This window comes from Devosia sp. UYZn731 (genome assembly GCF_040546795.1).
GTDB lineage: Bacteria > Pseudomonadota > Alphaproteobacteria > Rhizobiales > Devosiaceae > Devosia.
This window is the reverse complement of the sequence record NZ_JBEPOL010000006.1, coordinates 20,245-44,736: the sequence shown is the minus strand read 5'-3', so window position 1 is coordinate 44,736 and position 24,492 is coordinate 20,245. Positions and strand designations below refer to the sequence as shown.

The window sequence follows — 24,492 nt, the reverse complement described above, 5'->3', positions numbered from 1 at the left end:
CCTCAACCCCCGAGGAAACTTTTGGCGACTTCGGGATCGGCGATCAGTTCGGCGCCGGTGCCGGTGAAGCGGTTCTGCCCGCCTGCCAGCACAAAGCCCTTGGAGGCAAAGGCCAGCGCTTGGCGGGCATTCTGCTCCACCATCAGGATGCCGACGCCTTCCTGGTTGACGCGCACGATGGTCTCGAAAATCTCGATCACATAACGCGGCGACAGCCCCGCCGACGGCTCGTCCAGCATCAGCAGCTTCGGTTTGCTCATCAGCGCGCGGCCCATCGCCACCATCTGGCGCTGGCCGCCCGACAGTTCGCCGGCCGGCTGGCGCCGCTTTTCGGCCAGCACCGGGAACATTTCATAGACCCAGGTCATGGTGTCGGAGAAATCGTCCTTGCGGGTGAACGCCCCCATTTCGAGGTTTTCCTCGACGGTCATCGAGGTAAAGACGTTCTTTTCCTGCGGCACGAAGCTGAGGCCCTTGGGCACCAGCTTGTCGGGCAAGGAGTTGGCGACGCTCTCGCCATTGAAGGTAATGGTGCCGCCGGTGACTTTCAGCAGCCCGAAAATGGCCTTGAGGGTGGTCGACTTGCCAGCCCCGTTCGGGCCGACGATGACGCCGATGTCCGACTGCTCGATGGCGATATCGACGCCATTGAGGATCGGCGCGCCGCCATAGCCGCCCACCACGTGTTTCAACTCAATGAGCGCCATTACGCCACCGCCACGGGTGAGCCGAAATAGGCTTCGACGATCGCCGCATTGGCGCGGATTTCGCTCATCGGACCCTCGGCGATCTTTTCGCCCTGGGCCATCACGATCACCGGATCGCAGAGCCGGCCGATCAGATCCATGTCGTGCTCGATGACGAAGAACGTATAGCCCAGTTCCGTGTTCATGCGCTCGATATTGCTGGCGAGATCCTGCAGCAGCGTCTTGTTGACGCCGGCAGCGACCTCGTCGAGCAGCACCACCTTGGCATCCACCATCATGGTGCGGCCAAGCTCGAGCAGCTTCTTCTGCCCCCCGGACAAGTTACCGGCCAACTCGTTGCGCACATGCCCGAGCTTGAGGAAATCGATGACGTCGAGCGCCTTCTTGCGCACGTCGCGCTCGCGCGATTTGACGAGGCCCGGCCGGAGCCACGCATTGGCCAGATACTCGCCCGGCTGGTCGCCCGGCACCATCATGAGGTTTTCCAGCGCCGTCATGTTGGAGAATTCGTGCGCGATCTGGAAGGTGCGCAACATGCCGGTGCGGAACAGTTGATGGGGTTTGAGCCCCGTCACGTCCTCGCCGTCGAAAATCACCTGCCCGCTATCGGGCGCGATATTGCCGGCCACCATGTTGAACAGCGTAGATTTGCCGGCCCCATTCGGGCCGATCAGCCCGGTGATCGAGCCGCGCCGCACCTGCAGCGAACAATCATTGACGGCGAGAAGGCCGCCAAAGCGTTTGGAGACGTTGCGAACGTCGATAACTGCGTCGAAGGACACCAAATTCCGTCCCGATCCCTGAATGCCAAATTGGCCCTGCTTTGCTGCGGGCCATTGAGGGCATCTGCACACAAGAGTGGCAACGGGTCAATCTTTACTGATTGGTCAAACCACAGCCAAAACCGCGTCAGCCGTGGGTTTATTGAAGGCGCAGAGCACATCGTAGAGCGTTGCCAGCCGGGTCAGCGCCTTGACGTCGACATCGTGTGGCTGCGCCGAGAGCGGATCGATGAAGAACACCAGCATGTCCAGCCGCCCCTCGGCAATCAGTGCGCCGAGCTGCTGGTCGCCGCCCAGCGGACCGCTTTTGAGTAGCGTCACCGGCAGGCCCGTCGCCGCCATCACCCGCCCGCCTGTGGTGCCGGTCCCCCACAATTCGTGCAGGCTCAGCTTGTCGAGATTGGCCAGCGCCCAGGCGACCATTTCGTCTTTCTTGTCGTCATGTGCCACAAGGCCAATGCGCGCCATGTCAGGTCTCCATCGGTAGTGGCAGCGTTGAACCATGGGGCGGAGGTCCGTGCAAGGTGGGGCCGTTCACCCATGCCTCCCGGCGTGAGAACCCTTGGCAGAGCCATCGGCCGGCGCCGTCATACCCACCCCCACCGCCCTTCCCGCGGGCTTGACCCGCGGGAAGGCAAGAGTATGCGAGCTAAGCAGGCCCTAAACTGACTCCAGTCCTTAGCTACCGCCGAGCTCCCCACGGTGCGCAATTGCGCGATCGTTTTGCGCGGCTGGGTCGCTCGCGCCGCCGGGACGGATTTCCTGTTATCCAGCTTGAACACATCCACAATGCCGTCCAGCTCGCTGGCCTGCGCCTCGGTCTGTTCTATCGAGGCGTTGATTTCCTCGACCAGCGCCGCATTGTGCTGGGTCATCTCGTCCATCTGCCGCACCGCGATGCTGACCTCGGACAGGGCCGAGGCCTGGGCGCTATTGGCCTGGGCGATCGAGTCGATCAGCGTCGAGCTCTCCTGCGCCTCCGCCAGAATATCACGCAGCTTGTCGGACGCCTGACCCACCAGCCGCGCGCCAGAGCGTACTTCGTGGGCACTCGCATCGATCAGCAGTTTGACATCCGCCGAGGCGCTGGCCGCCGATTGCGCCAGCCGGCGCACCTCGACCGCAACCACCGCAAAACCCTTGCCGGCCTCCCCGGCCCGCGCCGCTTCCACCGAGGCGTTCAGGGCCAACAGGTTGGTCTGGAAGGCGATGTCGTCGATCAGGCCGATAATGTTGGAAATCTTGCTCGATGAGGTTTCGATGGCCGCCATGGCGCCATTGGCCTCTTGCATCACCGCGCCGCCTTCGGTGGCGCTGCGCGAGACCGCGAGCGCCTTGCCGCTGGCCGTGGTGGCGCGCTTGGCATTGTCCATCACCGCCGACGACAATTGGTCGACCGCCGCCGTGGTCTGTTCGATGGTGGCCGCCTGCCGCGTGGTGCGATCGGACAGGTCATTGGCACCGGCCAGGATTTCCCCGGTGGCGGTCTTGAGCGAGCGCGAGGTGGTCTGCAATTGCGCCACGATGGTGGCGAGCTGTTCGACCACCGCGTTGGTGTCATCCTTGATCTGCTGGAATTCGGGCTCGAAGGCCTCTTCGATGCGGCTCCGCAACTCCCCCGCGGCTACGTCCTTGAGCACGGCCCCCGTCAGGGTTACGGCGCGGTTGATCTTGGCGGCAGCGGCGTCCTCGGATGCCTTGGCATCGCTGGTGAGCTTGTCGAAATAGGCCGAAACGCCGATGTCGATATCGAGTAGCGTTGCCTTGATCACGTCGGCCAGCACCGTCGCCATGGCATCGCTGCGCGCCAGCACGGCGTCGCGATCGAGCGGCTTGGGACGACCGAACCTGCCGGTCTGCGGAGCAAGCGCCTCGGCCATCAAGTCCTTCACCACGCCGCGTACCAGGGTTTCGAGGACCAACCCATAGCCCCCGATATGCCAGCGCGGCTCCAGCCCGATGCGCGCATGGACCAGCCCCACCTTGGTGCTGGCCTGCAGATAGGCATCGTCGAACTGGCCCGAGGCGATGGCCTGCCAATGGCTGGCCTGCTTGCCCTTGGCCCGGTCCATTTGCGGGCGGCCCGAGAAGAAGGACGCCACCGCCGGCACCGCTGCCAGCTTGTCGTAGAACGCCGACAGCGCCGGCCCCAAATGCTTGGTGATATGGGGCTGCGACTGGGCGAGGCGGGCACGCGCCGCGGCGTCCAGTCCGATGAAATCCAGGCGCGACTGCAGCTCTTCGTTGATCGGGGAAACAGGTTTGGTCATGGCAATGGCTCGGTGAAAACGCAAGCTTGCCCCGCCGCCGGATAACCCGGTTTGATCGAGGTCAAGCCTGCCTGTTTTCAAGCCATCATGGTAAATAAAGAGCTACGATCCCAGCAACTTACTAGAACTCTGCCCAGTTTGTAGCGAGCGCCGCATTGCCCGAACTGCGCCCTTTAGCCACCATTTTGGGGCGCACGGACCGGGACGTGCTGGTCACCTGAGCGTGGCCGCCGCCATCCAGCTTGAACACGTCAACAATGCCATCCAGCTCATTGGCCTGCGCCTCGGTCTGCTCGATCGCCGCATTGGTCTGTTCCACCAGCGCCGCATTGTGTTGGGTCATCTCGTCCATCTGCCGCACCGCGACTGAAACCTCTTCCAGCGCCGAGGACTGCTCCTTGTTGGCCTGGGCGATGGAGTCGATCAGGCTGGAGCTTTCCTGCGCGCCGACCAGGATATCCAGCAGCTTTTCGGACGCCTGTCCCACCAGCCGCGAGCCATTGCGGACCTCGGTGGCGCTGGCCTCGATCAAAACCTTGACCTCGCTCGACGCCTGCGCCGCCGATTGCGCCAGCCGCCGCACTTCTACGGCCACCACCGCAAAGCCCTTGCCCGCGTCGCCAGCGCGGGCCGCTTCCACCGAGGCGTTCAGCGCCAGAAGGTTCGTCTGGAACGCAATATCGTCGATCAGTCCGATAATGTTGGAAATCTTGGCCGAGGAAGTTTCGATGGCACCCATGGCCTCATTGGCCTGCTTCATCACCGCACCACCCTCGGTGGCATTGGACGATACGACCTGCGCCTTGCTGCTGGCCGTGGCCGCACGCTTGGCATTTTCGAGGACAGCGCCACTCAATTGCTCGACCGAGGCCGCCGTCTCCTCAATGGTCGCCGCCTGCCTTGTGGTGCGTTCCGCCAGGTCATTGGCGCCGGACAGGATCTCCCCGGTCGCCGTCTTGAGCGAGCGTGACGTGCCGCGCAGGCTGGTGACGATGTCCAGGAGCCGTTCCAGCGAGCTGTTGAAGGCCAGCCGCAATTGCTCGTATTGGCCGGTGAATTGGCTATCCACCCGCCCGGTCAGGTCGCCTTCGGCCATTTTGGCCAGGCTTGAGGTCAATTGGGCGATAATGCCCTCGGCGCGCTTGCGTTCGGTGATGTCGGTGGCGAACTTGATGACTTTGATCGGCTTGCCGCTGGAATCGAGGATTGGGTTATAGGACGCCTGGATCCACACTTCCTTGCCGCCCTTGCCGAAGCGCTGGAACTCGGCGGCCTGGTATTCGCCGGCCCGCAACCGGTCCCAGAACTGCGCATAAGCAGGGCTGGCGGCAAATATCGGATCGCAGAACATACGGTGATGCTTGCCCACGATTTCGCTGGCGGCGTAGCCGACCACGGAGAGGAAATTTTCGTTGGCCTGGCGCACCGTGCCGTCAAGATTGAATTCGATCACGGCCTGCACCCGCGAGATCGCCTCGATCTGGGCGGCATCGTCGGCGGCGCGGTTTTTCTGCGCGGTGATGTCGGTGGCGAACTTGATGACCTTGAGCACCTTGCCCGCCTTGCTCAGCACCGGATTATAGGTGGCCTGAATCCAGACCTCCCTGCCGCCCTTGGCGATGCGCTTGTATTCGCCCGACTGGAACTTGCCCTGCTCCAGCTCCTGCCAGAGGCGGTGATAGTCCATGCTCGCGGCAAATTCCGGCTCGACGAACATGCGGTGATGCTTGCCGGCGATTTCGTCCAGTGCATAGCCCAGCACGGCGAGGAAATTGTCGTTGGCGGTAATGACGGTGCCGTCCAGATTGAATTCGATCACCGCTTGCGAGCGCAGGATCGCCTCCACTTTGGAGCGATCGTCGAGACGTGAAGCGCGCGAGAAAATGTTAAACCCAGTCATCGAACAGGCCCTCCAGCCTTGGCCGCTGCCGACTTCTTCGGCGCGCCGTATACGATAAGAACAACGCGGTTAATGACGATCTCGAAATATGCTGCTGGTAACTGCTTAGCCCAACGGCCAAACAGGCAGCGCTACGGCGTGGCGCGGCAGCAATAGAGCGGGCCGGGACGGGCCAGTTCTATTGGGCGATGGCGGCGCTGGATTGGGAAAGCGGACACATTGAAAATCCTCATGAAAATACCCGCCAGGTCATACTGGCGATTTCGAGATTTCCTGCGTCCACGGCACAATATAGAGGTCTGACGTTAAGACCTGGTAAAGTACTTGATAGGGCACAAAAAAAGGGCGCCAGAGGCGCCCTTTGCATTCGGTTGCGGGTCGATTGAGCCTAGAACTCGCTCCAGTCCTTGGCGATGGCCGCATTGCCCTGGCTGAGATAGGAGCGCGCCGCCGAGCGCACCTTGTCCACCGCCTGCCGGACTGGTGCGACGGGGCGCGCCCGCGCCGCCGGAGCCTCGTCGGCCAGGGTAAAGATATCCACCACCCGGTCGAGCTCGCTGGCCTGCGCCTCGGTCTGCTCGATCGCCGCATTGGTTTGTTCCACCAGTGCCGCATTGTGCTGGGTCATCTCGTCCATGGTGCGCACCGCCACTGATACTTCGTCGATCGCCGCCGCCTGTTCGCGGCTGGCGCGGGCGATGTGCTGCATCAGCGCCGAATTTTCTCCGACCGCCTGCTGCATCGCCGCCAATTGCTCGGCTGCGCTCGACACCAGCTTGGAGCCACCCGCCACTTCGACCGCCGACTGCTCGATCAGCGCCTTGACGTCCGCCGAGGCCGAAGCCGCCGATTGCGCCAGCCGCCGCACTTCCACGGCAACCACCGCAAAGCCCTTGCCCGCATCACCGGCCCGCGCCGCTTCCACCGATGCGTTCAGCGCCAGAAGATTGGTCTGGAAGGCGATATCGTCGATCAGCCCGATGATGTTGGAAATCTTGGACGACGACGAGGTGATGCGTTCCATGGCCGCATTGGCCTGGGTCATCACCGCGCCACTCTGGGTGGCGCTTTGCGACATCAACTGCACTTTCTGGTTGGCGTCTTCGGCCATGCGGGCGTTCTCGCTGACCGTCGACGCCAACTGCTCCATCGCCGCCGAGGTCTCCTCGATGGTCGCCGCCTGCTTGGTGGTGCGTTCGCTCAAATCGTTGGCGCCCGACAGGATTTCGCTGGTCGCGGTCTTGAGGGCCCGCGAGGTGGCTCGCAATTGGGTCACCACATGGGTCAGCTTGTCGCCCACCGCATTGGTATCGGCCTTGAGCTTGGCGAACGAGCCCGAATACTGACCATGCATGCGCTTGGTCAGGTCGGTGTCGGCCAAAGCCGCCAGCACGTCCCCGGTTTCGGCCAGCCCGCCATCGACGGTCTCGACCAGCTGGTTGATGCTACCGGCCAGCGAATTGAGCTCGGCATCGGGGAACTGGGCATGCACGCGCTTGGTGAAATCGCCCGCAATCGCCGCGTCCACCACTTCGCCGAACGCCGCCTGCAGCGCCACCATCATGTCGCCGCGCTCTTCGCGCCTGCGGATGGCCGCAACGCGCTCTTCCTCGGTCATCTGCCCGACCTTGATGCCGCTTTCACGGAACACCTCGACGGCCCGCGCCATGGCGCCAACCTCGTCCTTGCGGCTCGCGCCCTCGATGACGACATTGAGGTCGCCACCAGCGAGCAGGTCCATGGTCTTGGTCAGGCGGGTGATCGGCTTGGTCACCGACGAGCCCACGAACCAGAACGCCGCCAGCCCAAGCAGCAGCAGCGCGCCGCCGCCAATGATCAGCACGTTCCGCTGTTGCACGGACGCGGCCAGCAGCGTCGCCTCCGGAACGGCGATCATCACCGTCCACTGCTTGCCCACTTCGGTCAGATCGAGCGGGATGGCGGTGATCCGCCAGTCGCCGCCTTCGGCCGGAGCCACGGCGTAATATTCGCCCTTGGCGGCACCATCGCGCGCCGCGACCGAGGAGGCGTCGGTCACCGGCGTCCCAAGCAGCGCGGGATCGGAATGCACCACCCAGTCGCCTTCCTGGTTGATGACGCCGATCCAGCCCGTGCCCATCGGCTTTTCCTTGCCGATCAAGTCGGCAAAGACGCCACCATTGAAGTCGACGCCAACCAGGCCCACGCCCTTGCCCGACGCATCGCGCACGATGGCGGTGGAGGAAGTATAGAGCTTCTTTTCATAGAGATAGGGGCCGATGAGGCCTGGCTTGTCGGTGGCCAGCGGATTGGTGAACCAGCCCGAAAAGCCTTCCGCCTCCGAGGTGCTCAGCGAACCGAAGGTCGATGTGCCGGTCTTGAGGTCACGGGTGATCGAGATGCCGAAATAGCCCTCCGGCATGGCGTATTTCGAGGCGGCCAAAGCCGGATTGGCCGTAATGGGGGAGTCTTTTGTCAGCAAGGCCCAGACGCCGATGGCATTGGGCGTAACCCCGATCTGGCTCTGGAACAGATTAGTGATGGTGGCTTCGGTGGTGGCCGGGTCGACCATCAGTGTGCTCAGGGTCTGCGCCACCGATGCGGCTTCCGTCGCGTGCTCCTTGAGCACGACGCGGATGTTCTGCGCCTGGGTCTGGGCGATACTGACCAGCAATTGATTGGCGCTGTCGATATCGCCCTTCTGGGTCGAGCTGACCACATAGGTGAGGCTGGCGACGATCGCGACTATAAAGACCAGCGCCGCAGCACCGACGATCTTTCCGCGCAGCTTGAGAGCACGCATTTTTGGGCAGGTCCTTGCAGGAGTGAATACACTTATTCGTATTCATGCCTAAGGGCCGTTAAGCATCCCTCAACGTTAACAGCCGCCGCGAAATAAAATGGGGCGCCCGCAGGCGCCCCATCCCGATTGCCAGACTGAAGAGCGACCTAAAACTCGGCCCAATCCTTGTCGACCGCGGCATTGCCATGGGTCACATAGGTCCTGGCCGCCACCTTCAGGCGATCCTGCAGACCACGTGCCCCGTGGGCGGGTGCTGGCGCCGGTGTAGCCCGGCGCACGGGTGCCTCACGCTCGTTGATGATGAAGATGTCCACGATCCGGTCGAGCTCGCTGGCCTGGGCCTCGGTCTGCTCGATGGCCGCATTTGTCTCTTCCACCAAAGCCGCGTTGTGCTGGGTCATCTCATCCATGGTGCGCACGGCGGTATTGACCTCATCGATCGAGGACGCCTGCTCGCGGCTTTCGCGCGCGATCGATTCCAGCAAGCCGTTATTGCCGCGCGCCGCTTCCAGCATCGCCTTGAGCTTGCCGGCGGCATCGCCGACCAGCTTGCTGCCGGATTTGACCTCATTGGCCGATTGCTCGATCAAAACCTTCACATCGGCCGAAGCGCTGGCCGCCGACTGCGCCAGGCGGCGCACCTCGACCGCCACCACCGCAAAACCCTTGCCTGCATCGCCCGCACGAGCGGCCTCCACCGAGGCGTTCAGTGCCAGCAGGTTCGTCTGGAAGGCGATATCGTCGATCAGCCCGATAATGTTGGAGATCTTGCCCGACGACTGGGTGATCCGCTCCATCGCGGCGGTCGCCGCATCCATCACCTGCCCGCCCTCTTCGGCGGTCTTGGTAACGGCACCCGCATTGACGCTGGCGTCGCGAGCGCGATCGGCATTCTGCATCACCGTGGCGGCAAGCTGCTCCATCGCGGCCGAAGTCTGCTCGATCGTCGCGGCCTGCTTGGTGGTGCGCTCGCTGAGATCGTTGGCGCCCGACAGGATTTCCCCGGTCGCGGTCTTGAGCGCGCGCGAGGTGCCGCGCAACTGCGTCACCACGTCGCTCAGCTTGTCGGCCACCGCATTGGTATCGTGCTTGAGCTTGGCGAAGGCGCCTTCGTACTCACCCTCCATGCGCAGGGTCAGGTCGGTATCCGCCATGGCGCCCAGCACCACGCCGATTTCGCTGACGCCGCGATTGAAGGTCGCCACCAGGTTATTGACGCTGGCCGCCAGCGCGTTGAGTTCGGGATCGGGGAATTCGACATCGACCTGGCGGCTGAAATCGCCGGCGATCGCCGCATCCACCACCACGCCGAAAGCGTTCTGCAATTCGCTCATCATCGCCTGGCGATTGGCCTGGTCGGCGATGATGCGCGCAGCTTCCGCCTCGGTCATCTGGCTGACGCGCAAGCCATTTTCGCGGAACACTTCGACGGTGCGGGCCATGCCGCCCACTTCATTTCCCTTTTGGGTATAGGGCACCACGGTGGCGAAATCGCCGGCCGAAATCTGCTCCATGGCCTTGGCCAGCTTGGGGATCGGCTTGGTGATGGTGCGCGACATCAGGAACCCCAGCGCACCCAGCGCCACGAACACGATGGCCCCCACCAGCACCAGCAGTCCGACCACGTCATTGGCGGCTGCATTCACGCTGGCCATCGGCACGCCCACATAGATGGCGCCCATGACCTCGCCGCTCATCTTCACCATCGGCTGGTAGGCGCCGAAATAACTGGCCCCCAGCAATGTGCTCTGGCCGATGACCTGCTGGTTGGCAACCAGCCCCTCATAGGCCGGGTCGCCCGCCGCAATCGTCATGTTCTCGGCGCGCGCGCCGTCGGCGCCGAGCAGGCTCGTGGTCTTGCTGGTGAACACGGCGGTGGCCGGATCATATTGATAGATCGTGGCGTCCTGCTTGGTGACACGGGTCACCGAGTCGATGACCGAGGTATCGTAGAAGGGCGGAATGGCCCAGCTCTGGAACGACGCGATGCTGCCATCCTCGGCCCAGTTCAGCACCGAGCCCGACAGGCGCCGTTCCAGGATGGTGGCGGCGACGCCGATATTGGCGTTCTGCTGCACCTTGCTCGACTGGATCGATTGTTCGTGCAGGTTCAGATAGATCACGGTGGAGACGACGGCGATCGATCCCAGGATCGCACATTGCACCAAGGCCGCAATGGCCACCGTCATCTTCACGTTCCCGAAGAACCGCGCCAGCAGACCCATAATTTCCCCCAAGCAGTCGGGCGCACGCTTGGACGCGCGCATCCGGATTTGTGCTGAGAAATTACCGCACAGGCATTAAGCAAGTGTTGTCTATGTTTGGCGGGCGGCCAGACGGAGGGGCGACCGCCGACGCCAATCAGGGCCGCCCTAGAACTCGCTCCAGTCCTTGTCCACCGCCGCATTGCCATGGCTCAAATACGAGCGCGTTACGCTTTTGAGCTTGTCCTGCAGGCCGCGCGCACCCTGTACCACCGCCTTGAGCGGGCTGGCCAAGACCGGCTTGGCCCGGCCGGTTTCCGACATGGCGAAGATATCCACGATCCGGTCGAGCTCGCTGGCCTGCGCCTCGGTCTGCTCGATGGCGGCGTTGATTTCCTCGACTAGCGCGGCGTTGTGCTGGGTCATCTCGTCCATGGTGCGCACGGCGGTGTTGACCTCCTCGATCGAGGACGCCTGCTCGCGGCTTTCCCTGGCGATGCTGCTCATCAGCTCATTGGACGACCGCGCCGCGCTCAACATGGATTCAAGCTTGGTGGCCGCGTCGCTGACGAGCTTGCTGCCGCCCCGGACCTCACTGGCCGACTGCTCGATCAGAACCTTCACATCCGCCGATGCACTGGCCGCCGATTGCGCCAGCCGCCGCACTTCCACGGCGACCACCGCAAAGCCCTTGCCCGCATCGCCGGCCCGCGCCGCCTCCACCGAGGCGTTTAATGCCAAGAGGTTCGTCTGGAACGCGATATCGTCGATCAGCCCGATAATGTTGGAGATCTTGCCCGAACTTTGCGTAATGCGCTCCATCGCCTCTGTGGCCTGGTGCATCACCTGCCCGCCCTCTTCGGCGGTCCTCGTGACGGTGGAGGCCACGTCGCTGGCGCCGCGCGCCCGCTCGGCATTCTGCATCACCGTGCTGGCAAGCTGCTCCATCGCCGCCGAGGTCTCCTCGATGGTCGCCGCCTGCTTGGTGGTGCGTTCGCTCAGGTCATTGGCGCCGGACAGGATTTCGCTGGTCGCGGTCTTGAGTGCGCCCGAAGTTTCGCGCAATTGCCCGACAATGTCGGTCAGCTTGTCGGCCACCGCATTGGTGTCGTGCTTGAGCTGCGCGAAAGCGCCCTGATAGTCGCCTTCCATGCGCTGGGTCAGGTCGGTATTGGCCAGCGCGGCCAGAACTTCCCCGGTTTCGCCCAGGCCGCGATCCACCGTCTCGACCAGATTGTTGACCGAGCGCGCCAGCGTGTTAAGCTCGTCATCGGGGAATTCGGCATCCACCCGCTTGGAAAAATCGCCCGCGATGGCGGCATCCACCACCGCGCCGAACGCCCGTTGCAGGGTCTGCATCATCACCGCGCGATCGGCTTGGCTGCGGATGATCTGGTCGGCTTCCGCCTCCGTCATCTGCGCCACCTTGAGGCCATTCTCGCGGAACACTTCCACCGCCCGCGCCATCGCGCCCAGCTCATCACGGCCATCGGCGCCGCGCACCTCGACCGCCAGGTCACCCTGCGCCAGTGCTTCCATGGTCCCCGTCAGGCGCGTGATCGGCCGGCTGACCGAGCGCGCGAACAGGAATGACAGCACCGTCGCCGCCAACAGCAGCCCCGCGCCGATGGCCAGCATCGTATTGCGCATCTGCACCACTGGGGCCATCACCTCGGACTGGTTCTGGATCGCCGCGACCACCAGGTTTACCCCATGCACGCTGGTCGGCACCGCCATGACAGCAGTCTCGGCGCCCCGGAAATTGGCAATGCCGCTCGCCGCGGTGCCTGCCAATGCGGTTTCGAAGGTCGGATCGCCCTTGACCGAGGACACCAGCACGTCGCTTGCCATCGAGAATTTTGATTGCGTGCGCATCAGCCCGTCGGCGCCCACGATGATGACCTCGCCGGTATTGCCCAGCCCCTTGATACCCGAGACGCGCGCCGTCAGCGCCGGTGCCTGGATTTCCAGCGCCATGACGCCGACCACCGCGTCGGCCTTGTAGATCGGCATGGCCATGAAGCTGGCCGCGTGGCCGCCGATAGGGGCATATTGGGCGAAATCGACGAAATCGGCGCTGCCCAGCGGAAGCGTCTGCGCCGCCGTGACCGCCTTGGCTAGCCCGGTTGCCGCCAGCGCCGGATCGGTGACGAAATTCAGCGCGAAATCGGGATTCTTGGCGGTCGAATAGACCAGGTTCCCCGCTAGGTCGAACAGCAGTACGTCGCTATAGCCGCGCTCCAGCATCAGCGTGCGGAAGCCGGGATGGAAGCGCTTGTGCTGGGTGTCATAACTGGCGGCCAGCCCGCCCGACGTATCGGCCAGCCAGCGTTCGGACTGGTTCGGATTGTCGGTGACATAGGCCTTCTGGAACTGCGCCGCCGCCTTGTCGCCAAGCCCGCTTTTCATTTCATTGTAGGAGCGCGTCAGGTTTTCCAGCGCCGTCACCGTATCGACGCGCTGGGTAAACAGGCTCAAATCGCCTTCGACATCGGAAAAATACTCGTCCACCTGATTGGTGGCGCTGGCCAGCGATGCCTGCATGGCCTGTTGGCGCTGCTCCTGGACCGTCGACAGGCTAATGAGATAGCCGGCGACACCGATGCCCACCCCCACCGCCATCGCCATGCCCACCAGAGCCAATGGCAGTTTCTGGGAAATCTTGAGGCGCGACAAAAAGGCCATGCAATAGCTCCAGCTCTTACGGCAGGTCACAACGCGTTCGAATAATTTTCGATTGCAGAGAACACCGCGCAATATGCGGTGCTCCGGGCGCTGCGGCCGTCCCCCTCCGAAAGTCGGTCTCGACTTGTATGGAAACGATACAGGACGCTGATTAATGCCTTGTTACGGACAAATACCGACGCAGAAACGCAAAAGACCGCCCCATGGGGACGGCCTTTTGCAAAAAAATAGCGAGCTGAATGCGCGCAGGGATGCGTTGAGATTTAGGTCAGGCCGAGTCGAAAATGGTGGGTTTCGAGCACCGGAGCCGAGCGTACATCGGTACGTGAGCACCGGAGCGCAGGAAGCCGCTATTTGCAGGCCGGCATCACCTAAAGATAAATGCATCCTAGGAGAGCGCGCCGATAACCGCTTCGATGCGCTTCTTCATCGTCGACAGGTCGAATGGCTTGATGATGTAATTGTTGACGCCGAAGGAGATGGCTTCCTTGACCTGTTCCTTGTCGGACCGGCCGGTCGCCATGATGAACGGCATGGCCTGGGTGCGCGGGTGCTTGCGGATCACCTTGAGCAGCGTCAGCCCGTCGATATCTTCCATGTTCCAATCGGAAATGATCAGGTCGACATTGGCTTTTTCAAGCTTGCCGAGCGCGTCGCGCCCGCTCTTGGCCTCGATGATGTCCTTGAAACCCAGCTGCGTCAGGATGTACTTACAAATCCCGCGCATCGACTGCTGGTCGTCCACGATCAATACACTGACTGCGCTTGCCTTCGGCATTGTCATTCCACCTTCTAAGCCTGGGACTTCTGTCCCTTCGTCGTCACACTAGGCAACAAGCGTTACAAATCTCTCAACCCGGCCGTTGCATTGCAACGGGGTTGCGATTATGCGGCGTTCTTGAGCCGTACCAAGGCGTTAGCCAAACGCGCAGCAATCGCCTCCAGCGGCGCCTGTTCGACCACCGCGCCCTCTTCGAAGGCCACGCGCGGCATGCCGTAAACCAGCGAGCTGGCCTGGTTCTGCCCCACCGTATAGGCGCCCGCATCGCGCATCAGCTTGAGCCCGCGTGCGCCGTCGCGGCCCATGCCGGTCAGGATGGCGCCGACCGCCATCGCACCCACCGTCTTGGCGACGGATTCGAACAGCACATCGACGCTGGGCCGATGCCCGCTGGCCAGTTCGTCATGCGTCAGCCGGCACTTGAGCTGGCCCGAACTACGCTCGACCCTCAGGTGATAATCACCGCGCGCCACATAGGCGTGGCCGCGTTCCAGCGGCATGCGGTCTTCGGCTTCCACCACCTTGATCTCGCACAGCTCATCCAGCCGCGCCGCAAAGCGGCTGGTGAAGCCCGGCGGCATATGCTGGGCAATTACGATCGGCGGACAATCGGTGGGCATATTGACCAGCACCGCCCGCACCGCTTCAACGCCGCCGGTCGATGCGCCGATGGCGATCAAGGCGCCATCGGGTGCCGCTGCCGTGCGCACCGCGACCTTGGGCGCATCAGCCCGGTTGGCCCGGCCCTTGACGTCCGAGCGCGCCGCAGCACGGATCTTGTCGCGCAGGTTGGAACCGAACGCCTCCAGCCCCCCCGTCAGGTCGGCGCTGGGCTTGGCGACGAAATCGACGGCGCCCAGTTCGAGCGCCAACAGCGTTTCGCTGGCGCCCTTCTTGGTCAGCGTCGAGACCATCACCACCGGCGTCGGCCGCAGCCGCATCAGCTTTTCGAGGAATTGCAGCCCGTTCATATTGGGCATTTCGATATCGAGCGTCACCACATCGGGGTTGAGAATCTTGATCTTCTCGCGCGCCTCGATGGGATCGTTGGCGGTGCCCACCACCACGATATCCTCGTCGCGCGTCAGCATGCGCGTCAAAACTTCGCGGATAAGGGCCGAATCGTCGACGACCAGGACCTTGATACTCATGCGGCTTCTCGCTTGTTGGCTTTTAGGCGTGATTGATAAATGGTCTTGCCGACGAGCTTGAAGCCCTCGCCGCCCGAGCCAAGGTTTTCCGAGTGCCCGATATAAAGGAAGGCTTCGGGCGCCAGCAGGCTGGCGAAGCGGCCGAACATCTGGCCCTGGGTCGCCTTGTCGAAATAGATCGCCACGTTGCGGCAGAAAATGGCGTCGAACGGCCCCTTCATCGGCCAGGCCTGGATCAGGTTCAGCGGCTTGAACGACACCAGTTCGCGCACCGCATCGGGCACCTGGATCTGGCCGTCGCCGATCTTGTCGATCAGCCGCATCCGCTCCGGCGTCAGCCCGGACAATTCGCTTTCGGGATAAACCCCGCGCGCCGCCTTGGCGATCACGGCGGTATCGATATCGGTGCCCAGGATCTTGAAGTCCCAGCGCTTGAGCTCGGGAAACGCCGCCAGCAGGTCCATGCCCACCGTATAGGGCTCCTGCCCCGTCGAGCAGGCCGCCGACCAGATGCGCAGCCGCGTCCCGCGCGGCTTATGGGCAATCAGCGAGCCCACATGCTGGCGCAAATGCTCGAAATGATGATCCTCGCGGTAGAACCGCGTCAGGTTCGTGGTCAGCGCATTGACGAAGTTTTGCCCGTCCGTGGCCGAAGCGCCGCGTTCCAGGTAATCGACATAGGCGTCGAACCCCCCAAGCCCCAGCGCGCGCACGATCTTGGAGAGCCGCGAGACCACGAGCGTGCGCTTGGCATCGCTCAGCGATATCCCCGCGACCTCGTAGACCCGTGTCTTGATCCGCGAAAACTCGCGTTCGCTTAAGGGAATCTCTCCCGCATCCATGCCAACCACCCCATCTGCGACCTGCACGATTGGAGTGGTTCAGGCAGCGGAACTGAGCCCGCGAGGTACCGCCCGCAGGGGTCTCCCCGCCGAGGTATCGCTGACCACTTCCATCCGCCCGGTAAGGCGCTTCAGCGCCTCGCCACTTTCGTCCAGTGTCGCCACGATAGTGTCTGCTTCAGTACTTAGATTGCGTAAATGCGCGTCCGCTTCTGCAATCATTTTTTGCAGAGATTGCGCTTCATCCACGCCGGTCGCAGTTTGGGCGCGCCCGCGACTGACCACGGCGCGAATATCCTTGGCGCTTTTATTGGTCATCTGCGCCAGCATCCGCACTTCTTCTGCGACCACCGCGAAGCCCGCGCCCTTTTCACCTGCCCGCGCCGCTTCCACCGCCGCATTGAGCGCCAACAGGTTGGTGCGGAACGAAACTTCCTCGATCGCCGCCGTCATGGTGTCGATCTCGCGCGTCATCGCATCGATATCGCTCACCACCGCATGGGTGCGCCGCGCCGCCAGATCCGCCGCACCGACCAGATCGCGCGCCTGATGCCCGCTATTGCGCATCTTGCGCGCCTGGGCATCGCCGCGTTGCAACACCGCATTGGTGGTCGTCACATCGGCCCGGGTCTGGGCCGCGACGCTGGTGAGATGGGCCGCCTGATTCTGGAACCGATCAACCAGTTGGGCCACCGCCTTGAGCTTTTTCTCCAGCCCCTGGCGCAGTTCGGCCTCCTCGTCCAATTGTCCCTCCACGGCGACCAGCAGGTCGGCCAGGCCTTTGACCTGCCGCCGGAACGGGCTGTGGGCAACTTTGGCGACCGCGGCATCCCCAGCCAGCAGCCGGTCCAGTTCCTCGGCGCCCGCGTCAACGGCCGCAATGGCAGTGTTGAGAGAAGCTAGTGCCGGATTGCGCTTGAGCGTTTCCTCGGTGAACCGGAACGAGGTTCGCCCGGCCACCAGCGCGCCCGCGAAGCCTTCCAGGTCGTCATCGGCGATGTAGCAACCGACGGGCTGCAATTCGAGCACGAAGCGGCTCACCCCGATGGCCAGCCGCTGCAATTGGTAACGCGCACCGCCCAACATCAGCATGGCGGTTTCGGGCACCGCCTCCCCCTTGGTATCGCCCATGCCCGGCAGGACATCGAGGCGCGCGCCGTCGACCGCTTGCGGGGCGATGGCCACCATGCCGCGGCTGGCCGCCAGGATGATACCCGCCTCGTCGACCAGCAGCACCGGCTGCTGCATCGCCACGATGCTGGTCTTGACCTGCTGGGTCCGTTCGGTCTGGGCATCCAGTTGCGCCACGATCGAGGTGATGGAGAAAATTTCGCCCTTCTCGTCGCGGAGGCCCGCCGCCTGCGCGACGGAGCGCAGGATGGCCTGGTGGTCGCGGTCGAACTGCTGGCCCAGCGACAGGGTGCCGGCCACCGCCATCGCCACCACGCCGCCGATCAGGATCAAGGAGCTCCCGCTGATGCCCATTGCCAGCATCAATCCGCCGGCCAGAAACATGGCGACAAGCCATAAACTGGTGGCGATCAGCGCGAGGCGCATATGCAGCATGGCAGGCAGATTCCGCAAATCAGAAGGATACGAACACCCCGAATTCCTATCGTATCAATGGTTAACCAAATCTATAGAGCGCCCCTCCGGGCTAACACTACGCTAACTTTGATTGACGAGGTGTTACCAAAAAACCCACCCACAAAGCTGCCGGAGCCACGGCTGTGCCAGAATGATCCAGCCCGGCCGGTTACGACGACTTTCTAAAGCCGCCGACCGAAGGACCGATCGAAACTCGGCTCAGGCTGCGTCGAAAATGGCGGTTTGCGAGAACCGGACCGGAGCGTACTTAGGTACGTGAGGACCGGAAGCGCATCGAACCGGCATTTGCAGGCCAGCCTCAGCCGAATAGCGGCTGGTCCTTAGAAGAGTTCGATGTCGTCGTGCACAGGCACCACCACGGCGCGGCGGCTGGCGATGGCGACTTCTTCGCGTGCCACCGTGGCGCCGGCGTCGCTGTCCAGCCGCTTGACGAAGGCGCGGCCCGAATGCGGCTTGAACAGCACGCGGCGGGCATAGTTGCCCCCGAGGTCTTCGCTGGCCACCGGATAGCCTTCGGCCGCGAGGAACTCGCGCACGAACTCGATGTTCTTGGCGCCCACATCATCAAGCGAGGCATTGATCTTGCCGCCGCCGAACACCTTGATCTCGAGATTGGACTTCTTGCCGGTGCCTTGGCTCAGCACCTTATTGATCAGCTGTTCCATGGCGAAGGCGCCGTATCGGGCCGACGCGCCGTAGCGATCCTTGGACGAACCGGACTGCTCGGCCAAAAGGAAGTGGTTCATGCCCCCCACATTGGCGGCCCGGTCGCGCACGCAGGCCGAGATGCAGGACCCCAGCACGGTCGAGAAGGTCAGGTCTGCGGCATTCGAAATGTGGCAATCACCTTGATGGACCGTGGTGACGACCCCGCGATCGAATTCGGGAGGCAGAGAATTGGCCGTTGCCATTTAAAACTATCGACTCCAACGCCTAAGCCCGGCCCGAAAGTGCTAGCACTTACGTATAAACCGTTGGTTCCACCAAGAGTTAGCACCCGGGTCATTCTGGCGAACCTGCCAGGCGCTAATTTCCTGATCCTACGAGCAAACTCGTTATGCAATCGCTAACCACGACGACGAAGCTTTGCGCGCAACATCGCCGCAGCAAGAAGAGCTTTAGAAATGGCGCGGTAGGGTCCTGCATCGGCGGCTAGGATTAGACTGATGTCACTTCATAAACTTGCGCGGGAACTAGACGAGACCGCGCGCCAGACCGCCGGCATGGTCGAAGGCATCACCGAGGCCCTGGATATCCTGGCCGACCCCAACCTCAATCGCGACCAGGCCGTGCGCGACGCCATTCAGATCATCGTCACGGCGCTGCAGGGCCAGGACCGGATCGAGCAGCGCTGCCACAATATGGCACTAGCGGTTCGCCAGTTTGCCCTCCTGCCCCCCACCTCCCCTGATTCGGTCTATGACGAAATCTGGTCCAGCCTGACGCTAGACGAATTGCGCGTCCCCGCTTTGTCCGGCATCGCCGCCCATTCCAGCCATGGCGAAGCCGAGCTGTTCTAGGCTTTCGCATGCATCCACGTGTTGCCCACCCCAGCGCCGCACGGCGCTTTTGCTGTTTTCCGGCCTGAATTTTCCCTGCCGCAAGCCGCGGCGATTTGCAGGCCTCACATGCGTGTGTCGCGGGCCGCGATACACCAGATATTAAGGCTAATGGCACGATAATGGCTGTGTTGGGAACGACTTACGTCACACGCTTGGGCTGACCAGGCCAAAGCCGGCGGCGGTCGTAACGTGATTATGGTTGCGGTGTTTGGGCCGGTGACCGCCTCGCATGCCGACTCTGGCGCAAACCCGCCAGATCTACGGAAATACAAGTGCAGACACGGCTTCCTCAGGTGAATTCAGATCCACTCGCGGATGAATTCAAAAAGTGAGTTTCTAATAGAATGCGCCTTATTATTGGTATTGTTGTCATTTTTGCGAGCGTCCTGGGCGGTTATACCATGATGGGTGGCAAGGTCCTGGTGCTCTTCCAGCCCTATGAATTTCTGGTCATCCTGGGCGCGGCCGCGGGTGCTTTCGTCATCGGCAATACTGGACCGGTGCTCAAGCAGTGCCTCGGCATTTTCAGCACCCTGTTCAAGGGTCCGAAATATAACAAGGAAGCCTATATCGAATTGCTGGGACTGCAGTTCAGCCTGTTCAAGCTGGTGCAGGCCAAGGGCATCCTGGCGCTCGAGCCGCATATCGAAAGTCCCGAGACCTCGACGATCTTTGCGCGCTTCCCCAAATTCGCCGCCAATCACCACGCCGTCGAGTTCACCTGCGATTACCTGCGCATGGTGACGCTGGGCTCCAACAACGTCCACGAAATGGATGCCCTGATGGATGAGGAACTCGAAACCCATCATCAGGAGAACGAGCGCGTCGTCGGCGCCATCCAGGCCCTGGCGGATGGTACGCCGGCCCTCGGCATCGTGGCCGCCGTTTTGGGCGTGATCAACACCATGGGCTCGATCAGCGAGCCACCCGCCGTGCTCGGCCACATGATCGGCGGCGCTCTGGTTGGGACGTTCTTCGGCGTGTTCATCGCCTACGGCTTCTTCGGCCCGATGGCCCAGTCGCTCAAGAATATCTACGAGTCCGAAGCCAAGTACTTGATGTCGCTGAAGGTGGGCCTGCTGGCCCACATTTCCGGCCAGGTGCCCGTCATGGCCATCGAATTCGCCCGCAAGGGCCTGATGTCGGAAGTTCGTCCGACCTTCGCCGAAATCGATCAGGCCACCGCCGATCTGACGGCAGCCAATTAAGCCACCGGGCTTCAGGAAAGCAGCAGCCACATGGCCGATTACAATCAGCCGATCATCATCAAGAAGATCAAGAAGAACCGGCACGTCCATCACGGTGGCGCCTGGAAGATCGCCTACGCGGACTTCGTGACCGCCATGATGGCCTTCTTCCTGCTGCTCTGGCTGATCAGCATGACCTCGGACGAGCAGAAGAAGGGCCTGGCCGATTATTTCGCGCCCACCAGCGTCAGCGCCTCGACCAGCGGCGCCGGCGGCATCATGGGCGGTAATTCGCTCGACGACACCGGCTCGCAACGCTCGGGCTCAGCCATCGCGGTGGGCGATCCGGCAACTTCCCCACCCAGCACCACGACCGGCTCGCAAGAGTCCCAGATCGAATCCAAGGATGGCTTTACGGCGGGCGTGAACAGCGCCGAAGGCTCCTCGCAGCCCGATCTCAAATCCACCTATGACAAGAATTTCCACGCCGCCGCCGCCAGCATCCGCCAGGCCTGGCAGGCCCTGCCCAATATCACCGATATCGCCGACAACCTCTTGATCGAGGAAACCAAGGATGGCCTCAACATCCAGATCGTCGATCAGGACGGCCAGCCCATGTTCCCCGAAGGCTCGAAATATCCCTTCGAAATGACCCGGCAGGCCATCGCCGCCATCGCGCCGATCCTGCAGCAGCTCCCCAACCAGATCAATATTTCGGGCCACACCGCTGCCGGCACCACCTATAGCAATCCGCGCTACGGCTCGTGGGAACTCTCCAGCGACCGCGCCAATACGGTGCGATCCATCCTGGGCGAGTTCGGGCTGAACCAGGACCACATCCATTCGGTCATCGGCCGCTCCACCACCGACCCGTTCTTCAACAACGACCCCTACATGGCCGCCAACGAGCGCATCGAAATCACCGTGCTCTACGAGGCTCCCCCGGTGCCACCGGACATGGATCCGTAAGGCAGAGCCGTCGCTGGCTCGCTGTTGCGGCTTCATCACCAGCCATGCGGAGCGCCGTTAAGGCGCTCTTCATCTACAACGCAAAGCATTGCCGATCTTAAGGCTCGGGCAAACACAGTTCTCTAAGATGCTGTGTAACTGTGATGCGAGCCGACATGATCACTCCCCCGACCAACCCGCACCGGCTCTCCGCCCATATCGTCTGGGTCTCCCTGGCATTCGGCTCTTTTCTTGTCGTGGCGCTGGTGCTCTGTGCGTCCTGGATGGCGCGAGAAATCGACAGCGCAGCTCTCAACGAACAAAAGAGCGCCGTAACAAGCAACATCGAGGACACCGGGCAGCGCATTCAGTTGGAGCAGAGCACCGCCGCAAACCGGGCGGACCGGGTATTCTATTCCACCCATGGCCGATTTGCCTGGGTCCCCAATGGGTTGGCCGAATGGATCAGTCGGCAGTTCAATCACGACCGCGTCTATGTCTATTACCTGGACGGATCCGTCTTGCAGGCCAGCTCGCATGGCCAGCAGTCCAATAGCGAGATATTGCCCTCGGATCGCGAGGCGGTGACACTGCTCAGCGAACAGGTCGGCGCCAGCCTTTCCCAGCCTGCGATCGAAGGGCAGCCATCCAGCACGTGCTGCTTTGGGTTTCGGCGCCTGGAGGATGGTAGTCTCGCTTTCATCAGCGTCCGGCCGCTCGACTCGTTTGCCAGCGCGGCAGACTTCTCCAGCAATCCGCTGCTCCTGGCATCGGTGGTGCTGCTCAATGAGCAAGCCATGAACCCTATTTCCCAACGTTTTGGCATTCCGGGGATCAGGGCTGTCGGCGGATCCCTCTCCAGCGCGACAGTTGCTCTTCGTGATGAGCAAGACCGGCCCTTGGCTTATATCCAGTGGTCGCCTCCTGCTCCGGCGGCAAGGCTTTTCCAGCAGGTGGCGCTCCCGGCGATCATGTCCATCCTGCTGATAGGCGGCTGCATTTTCGTGCTTCTGGCATGGCTGCGGCGAACCTCGCTGAGCCTGGAAAGCAGCCAGACCCGCGCCAGCTTTCTGTCCATGCACGACGCACTGACCGGAGCGGCCAATCGTGTCCTGTTTGAGCAAAGCCTGCGCGAAGCGCTGCACTATCAGACGCTTTCAGAAAGCAAGGTCCTGCTGATCTCGGTCGATCTGGACAGGTTCAAGGAGGTTAACGATACCTTTGGCCACGCTGCGGGGGATGAACTTCTCAGGGAAGTCGGACGCCGTCTCATGGTTGAATTGCCCGAGGAAGCGACTTTGGCGAGGCTCGGAGGCGACGAGTTTGCCGTGGTCCAGCCGGGCATCGTCAGCGATGGTCATGCCCGGTGGATATGCCAGCGCCTGCTGCTGGCGCTTTCCGATCCATTCGCTCTGTCGACCGGCACCATGAGTATTACCGTCAGCATGGGCTTTGCGATCGAAACGCCCAGCAGCACTTCCCCCCAGGAACTGGCTCGGCGCGCCGATGTGGCGCTTTACCACTCCAAGAACGAAGGCCGTAACCGCTGCACGCTCTATGAGCCCGCCATGGATGCAGACCGCAAGGAACGCCTGACCCTTGAGATCGAACTGCGAAACGCCCTTGTGCAAGACGAACTGCAGCTGGCCTACCAACCCATTTTCAGCGCCAGCGGCGGCGAAATCGTCGGCGCCGAGGCCCTTTGTCGCTGGCAGCATCCGGTCCGGGGCGCTGTCTCTCCGGAGTTTTTTATCGCACTGGCCGAAGAGACCGGGATCATCGACGAGCTTGGAATGTGGGTTCTTCGGCGCGCCTGCGGTCTTGCCAAGCAGATTGGCCTGCCCTGGATTGCGGTCAACGTTTCGCCGGTGCAATTCAACCGGGCGGGACTGGCCGAGCAGATCTTGCAGATTTTGCACGAAATCGGCTTTGAAGCCGATCGGCTGGAGCTCGAAATAACCGAGGGCGTCCTCCTGCAACGCTCAGCACAGGTTCAGGAGACCCTGAGCAAATTGCGCGACGCCGGCGTTCGCATTGCGATTGACGATTTCGGCGCGGGTTACGCCTCGATCAGCTACCTGCGCAACTACCGAATAGACAAGATCAAGATTGATCGAGCCTTCATCAAGTCGCTGAACGACGATCCTTCGCTTCTGCATATCGTGCGCGCCATGATCGATATGGGCAAGGCCATGGGCCTCAGTGTCACGGCCGAGGGCGTTGAGGACGAGGCCCAGCGCCGAGCCCTGACGGCAATGGGCTGCACGCACCTGCAGGGCTTCCTGCTGTCGCGCCCCCTGTCAGCCGATAGCCTTGTTCAACTGCTGGCTGAGCCCGGCTCCATGCCTTCTGCTGGTCTGCTGGCCAACGAACTGGCTTGATCGCAAACGCTCTGGCGTGAGCCAGGCACAAGCGACTTTCGGGCAACGGATAGCCGACCGCTGTGACCGACACGAGGCGCAAACCAAACCTCAGGCACCAAACAAAAAGGGCGCCACTCGGGCGCCCTTTGCAGCTTCAGATTGGCTGAGCGGTCTAATTGTCCATCCGGGCGCCGGAGACCACGGCGTGCAGGTCGATCAAGCCCACCATGCGGCTGTCATGGGTGACGATGCCGTTGAGCAGTTCGGTATCGATCGAATTGCCCTCGGGGACATTGTGGATGTCGTCGCGCGATACGGTCAGAATATCGGACACGGCATCGACCAGGATGCCGACCCACTTGTCGCCGACGCTCATCACCACCACGACGTGGTTCTTGGTCGGGGTGGTCTGGCCGTCGCCGAAGCGGGCGCGCAGGTCGAAGATCGGCACGATGGTGCCGCGCAGGTTGATCACGCCGCGCACGAATTCACGGGTATTGGGCAGCGGCGTCGCCCCGTTCCACGCGCGGATTTCGCGCACCGTGGTGATTTCCACCCCATAGGTCTGCTCACCGATCGAAAATGCGATCAGTTGCAGCGAATTCTGGGCGGCAGCAGCCGACTTGTCGTTGAGATCGTCTCTCAAGCCGAGGGCTTCCATTGTCTTCTGGCCTTTCCGCCGCCCATTCTGGACGGCCCGTTACGCATTTACTGGTAGAC

Annotated in this window: 18 protein-coding genes; 4 read left to right on the top strand and 14 right to left on the bottom strand. The window is 62.4% G+C overall.

All coding sequences use genetic code 11. From position 1 onward, the window contains the following. Positions 1-2: 2 nt before the first annotated feature. The 13 genes from ABIB57_RS15400 to ABIB57_RS15340 all read right to left on the bottom strand — a co-directional run bounded on the left by ABIB57_RS15400 (position 3) and on the right by ABIB57_RS15340 (position 18,623). Positions 3-707 carry an ABC transporter ATP-binding protein gene (locus tag ABIB57_RS15400; protein WP_354041971.1) on the bottom strand — a complete coding sequence of 235 codons (705 nt, stop codon included), beginning with the start codon at positions 705-707 and terminating at the stop codon, positions 3-5. After that, on the bottom strand, positions 707-1,489 hold the full coding sequence (locus ABIB57_RS15395; RefSeq protein ID WP_354041970.1) for an ABC transporter ATP-binding protein: 783 nt from the start codon (positions 1,487-1,489) through the stop codon (positions 707-709). Before ABIB57_RS15395 ends, ABIB57_RS15400 begins: the two co-directional genes overlap by 1 nt. Before the next feature lie 105 nt (positions 1,490-1,594). Then, positions 1,595-1,957, bottom strand: a complete 363-nt coding sequence (locus ABIB57_RS15390) for a methylglyoxal synthase (RefSeq protein ID WP_354041968.1) — start codon at positions 1,955-1,957, stop codon at positions 1,595-1,597. A 119-nt stretch (positions 1,958-2,076) separates the two neighbouring features. Further along, a complete protein-coding gene (locus ABIB57_RS15385; protein WP_354041967.1) occupies positions 2,077-3,759 on the bottom strand; it encodes a methyl-accepting chemotaxis protein in 1,683 nt (560 codons plus the stop codon). Positions 3,760-3,880: 121 nt separating this feature from the next. Further along, positions 3,881-5,659, bottom strand: coding sequence for a methyl-accepting chemotaxis protein (locus tag ABIB57_RS15380; RefSeq protein WP_354041966.1), 1,779 nt, complete (start codon positions 5,657-5,659; stop codon positions 3,881-3,883). Positions 5,660-6,047: 388 nt separating this feature from the next. Further along, the gene (locus ABIB57_RS15375; RefSeq protein WP_354041964.1) at positions 6,048-8,441 is read right to left on the bottom strand and encodes a methyl-accepting chemotaxis protein; all 2,394 of its coding nucleotides are present in this window, start codon (positions 8,439-8,441) and stop codon (positions 6,048-6,050) included. A gap of 146 nt (positions 8,442-8,587) precedes the next feature. After that, positions 8,588-10,666 carry a methyl-accepting chemotaxis protein gene (locus tag ABIB57_RS15370; RefSeq protein ID WP_354041963.1) on the bottom strand — a complete coding sequence of 693 codons (2,079 nt, stop codon included), beginning with the start codon at positions 10,664-10,666 and terminating at the stop codon, positions 8,588-8,590. Positions 10,667-10,813: 147 nt separating this feature from the next. Further along, a complete protein-coding gene (locus ABIB57_RS15365; RefSeq protein WP_354041961.1) occupies positions 10,814-13,330 on the bottom strand; it encodes a methyl-accepting chemotaxis protein in 2,517 nt (838 codons plus the stop codon). Positions 13,331-13,718: 388 nt separating this feature from the next. Next, entirely contained in the window at positions 13,719-14,108 is a 390-nt protein-coding gene (locus ABIB57_RS15360) for a response regulator (RefSeq protein ID WP_299733125.1), read from the bottom strand. Positions 14,109-14,215: 107 nt separating this feature from the next. Next, positions 14,216-15,262 (bottom strand): protein-glutamate methylesterase/protein-glutamine glutaminase, encoded by a 1,047-nt coding sequence (locus ABIB57_RS15355; protein ID WP_354041960.1) that lies wholly within the window; start codon positions 15,260-15,262, stop codon positions 14,216-14,218. Then, positions 15,259-16,104: a CheR family methyltransferase gene (locus ABIB57_RS15350; RefSeq protein WP_354041958.1), complete on the bottom strand. Its 846-nt coding sequence runs from the start codon at positions 16,102-16,104 to the stop codon at positions 15,259-15,261. The genes ABIB57_RS15355 and ABIB57_RS15350 overlap by 4 nt, the downstream gene beginning before the upstream one ends. Before the next feature lie 39 nt (positions 16,105-16,143). Continuing rightward, positions 16,144-16,671 carry a methyl-accepting chemotaxis protein gene (locus ABIB57_RS26845; RefSeq protein ID WP_502914416.1) on the bottom strand — a complete coding sequence of 176 codons (528 nt, stop codon included), beginning with the start codon at positions 16,669-16,671 and terminating at the stop codon, positions 16,144-16,146. A gap of 1,361 nt (positions 16,672-18,032) precedes the next feature. After that, positions 18,033-18,623, bottom strand: coding sequence for a chemotaxis protein CheD (locus ABIB57_RS15340; protein ID WP_354041956.1), 591 nt, complete (start codon positions 18,621-18,623; stop codon positions 18,033-18,035). 255 nt (positions 18,624-18,878) lie between these two features. On the opposite strand from ABIB57_RS15340, the gene ABIB57_RS15335 reads away from it, so the two are divergent. The 4 genes from ABIB57_RS15335 (at position 18,879) to ABIB57_RS15320 (ending at position 23,790) form a co-directional block, all read left to right on the top strand. After that, positions 18,879-19,232 (top strand): hypothetical protein, encoded by a 354-nt coding sequence (locus ABIB57_RS15335; protein ID WP_299733137.1) that lies wholly within the window; start codon positions 18,879-18,881, stop codon positions 19,230-19,232. A 386-nt stretch (positions 19,233-19,618) separates the two neighbouring features. Further along, positions 19,619-20,482, top strand: coding sequence for a flagellar motor stator protein MotA (motA, locus tag ABIB57_RS15330; protein ID WP_354041954.1), 864 nt, complete (start codon positions 19,619-19,621; stop codon positions 20,480-20,482). Between the two features lie 30 nt (positions 20,483-20,512). Beyond that, positions 20,513-21,430, top strand: coding sequence for a flagellar motor protein MotB (locus ABIB57_RS15325; protein WP_354041952.1), 918 nt, complete (start codon positions 20,513-20,515; stop codon positions 21,428-21,430). A 263-nt stretch (positions 21,431-21,693) separates the two neighbouring features. Beyond that, positions 21,694-23,790 carry a putative bifunctional diguanylate cyclase/phosphodiesterase gene (locus tag ABIB57_RS15320; RefSeq protein WP_354041951.1) on the top strand — a complete coding sequence of 699 codons (2,097 nt, stop codon included), beginning with the start codon at positions 21,694-21,696 and terminating at the stop codon, positions 23,788-23,790. 154 nt (positions 23,791-23,944) lie between these two features. Here ABIB57_RS15320 and ABIB57_RS15315 read toward each other — a convergent pair whose 3' ends face one another. Continuing rightward, on the bottom strand, positions 23,945-24,418 hold the full coding sequence (locus tag ABIB57_RS15315) for a chemotaxis protein CheW (protein WP_299733158.1): 474 nt from the start codon (positions 24,416-24,418) through the stop codon (positions 23,945-23,947). Between the last annotated feature and the right edge of the window lie 74 nt (positions 24,419-24,492).